The sequence below is a fragment of the Mesorhizobium sp. genome (assembly GCF_005063415.1).
In the GTDB taxonomy this organism is placed as follows: Bacteria; Pseudomonadota; Alphaproteobacteria; order Rhizobiales; family Rhizobiaceae; genus Mesorhizobium.
Genome location: NZ_SUEG01000043.1, coordinates 1 through 2,460, shown reverse-complemented (window position 1 = coordinate 2,460; position 2,460 = coordinate 1). Strand labels below are relative to the sequence as shown.

Genomic DNA, 2,460 nt, shown 5'->3' with positions numbered 1-2,460 from the left:
CCATGGCATCGACGATGCGGCGGCCTGGAAAGCTGTAGCGCACCAGCACCCAGGCGACGATCGTGCCGAAGACGACGTTGACGGCGGCGGCAATGAAAGCGGTGCCGAAGCTGATTTCAAGCGCGTTGATGGTGCGGCGGTCGGTGACGATCGCCCAGAAGTCGGTCCAGCCGAGCGCCGCCGAGCGCCAGATCAGCCCGGACAGGGGAATGAGGATGATGATGGTGAGGTAGGCAAGCGAGAAGCCGAGCGTCAATCCGAAACCCGGAATGACGCTCGGCTGTCTGAACCGCCACCCCGCCTTGGCGGGTGCTGTGGTCATGTCGTCCTGATCTAAATGCTACTGGGCCGGCTTGTAGATCTGGTCGAATATACCACCATCGCCGAAATGATAAGGCTGTGCCTTCTTCCAGCCGCCAAAAAGCGGGTCGTCGATGGTGATCAGCTTGATCTCAGGCAGCTTGGCCAGGTCCTCCGCCGGCACCAGGTCGGGCTTCGAAGGGCGATAGTGGTTCTTGGCGATGATCGTCTGGCCTTCCTTGGAATAGAGATAACTCAGATAGGCTTCGGCAACTTTGCGTGTGCCTTTGGCGTCGACATTGGCATCGACCACGGCGACCGGCGGCTCGGCCAGGATCGAGGTCGGCGGGTAGACGATATCGAAATTGTCGGCGCCGAACTCGTCGAGCGCCAGATAGGCTTCGTTTTCCCAGGCGAGCAGCACGTCGCCCAGCCCCTTTTGCGCGAAGGTCACGGTGGCGCCGCGTGCACCGGTGTCGAGAACCGGGACATGCGCATAGAGATTGCCGACGAATTCCTTGGTCTTGGCCTCGTCGCCGCCATCCTTGGCGCTGGCATAGGCCCAGGCGGCGAGATAGTTCCAGCGCGCACCACCGGAGGTCTTGGGATTCGGCGTGATCACCTGGACGTCGTCCTTGACCAGATCGCCCCAGTCATGGATGCCCTTGGGGTTTCCCTTGCGGACGAGGAAGATGATGGTCGAGGTGTAGGGCGCCGAATTGTTTTCGAATTTCGTCCGCCAGTCGGGATTGATCCTCTTCGCTTTCGAGACAATGGCGTTGATATCGCCTTCGAGCGCCAGCGTCACCACGTCGGCATCGAGCCCGTCGATCACGGCGCGCGCCTGCGCGCCGGATCCGCCATGCGACTGCTGGACGGTGACCGTCTCGCCTGTCTCGGCCTTCCAGTGGGCAATGAAGGCCGCGTCGAATTGCTTGTAGAGCTCTCGCGTCGGATCATAGGACACGTTGAGAATGGTGGTGTCGGCAAACGCGAAACCGAGCATGCCGAACTGGACAGACGTGGCGACCAGTGCGCCGAGCAGTTTCCTGAAATGAGGTTTGGTCATTTCCGCCTCCGTTGAACTCGCGCCAAATCTACCGAATTGATAGAATTTAGATGCATTCAATGTTGCCTTTTTTGGCTCATTGAAGCAATTTTTCGCCTGCTTTCGGCGATGCGAGGAACTATTTTCCCCGCATGGACCATGATCGCGCTCCCGACGCGATTAACTAGAGACGGCCAGCTCTTCGGCAATGGCTGCGTCGCGTCTGAAGGTTCGGCTGGCTATTCGGCGGTAACGGGAAAGTTGAAGCGCTCTCTTGGAAACGGCTCGTTTTCCAGCGTGAAGTGCCACCATTCGCGGGCGTAATTCTTGAAGCCGCCGGCGCGCATCGCCTCGACAAGTTTTTTGCGGTTTGCCGCCGCTTCACTGGCGAGCGGCCTATGAGCCGTTTCGCTCGCCGGATCGAAACAGTCGAAACCGGTGCCGAAGTCGAGCGTGTCGGCATCCGTCGCGCCGCAGACCGGTTTCGGAGCGCTCTTGCGGTCGGCCTGCTTGTGGTCGATCCGGGCGATCGCGACATCAACCGTCGATCCGCGCGAATGGGTGGACAGTTCGCCGATATAGCCCTTGGCGATGAGATCCTTGCGCTTGACCTTCGGGTACCATTGCGGGTCCGGTGGTCCGCCCGTTTTTGTCCATTCACCCATGTCGGAGACAGCCCGCGCAGGGCGGTAGCAGTCAAACACCACCAGCGTCAGTCCTTCGACGGCAATCGCTTTCTGCACTGCCGAAAGCGCTTGCGCCGCTTGCCTGGTGAGGACGCATACCGGCGCATCGTAACCGCTTACCTTGCGACGCAGGAAATTTTCGAGGCCGGCATAGCGGATATCCTGCCGGATCGTCGGGTCGATGTCCGCAAGGCGGACGAAACCGGCTGGGAGGTCAGCGGCGGAGGCGGAGAGGATGATTGCGAAAAACGTGGCAAGGACCGCGGCAATCTTTTGCAGGGCGCGCTTCGGCACACCCCCCTCTGGCCTGCCGGCCATCTCCCCCGCAAGGGGGGAGATTGGCAGCTCCGCCGCCTCGCTTGCTCTCCAACTTTGGTGATTGGCGAAAACGATGGAGACATCCGATCTCCCCCCTTGCGGGGGAGA

At 60.7% G+C, this 2,460-nt stretch carries 2 protein-coding genes and 1 pseudogene; all 3 read right to left on the bottom strand.

Annotated features, from left to right (window positions below; genetic code table 11):
* Positions 1–322, bottom strand: a pseudogene (locus tag E5W70_RS13900) (molybdate ABC transporter permease subunit); the annotation flags it as partial.
* A gap of 18 nt (positions 323–340) precedes the next feature.
* Complete coding sequence (locus E5W70_RS13895) at positions 341–1,369, bottom strand: sulfate ABC transporter substrate-binding protein (protein ID WP_292658908.1); 1,029 nt, start codon at positions 1,367–1,369, stop codon at positions 341–343.
* Positions 1,370–1,587: 218 nt separating this feature from the next.
* Positions 1,588–2,328 carry a M15 family metallopeptidase gene (locus tag E5W70_RS13890; protein ID WP_292658906.1) on the bottom strand — a complete coding sequence of 247 codons (741 nt, stop codon included), beginning with the start codon at positions 2,326–2,328 and terminating at the stop codon, positions 1,588–1,590.
* Positions 2,329–2,460: the final 132 nt, after the last annotated feature.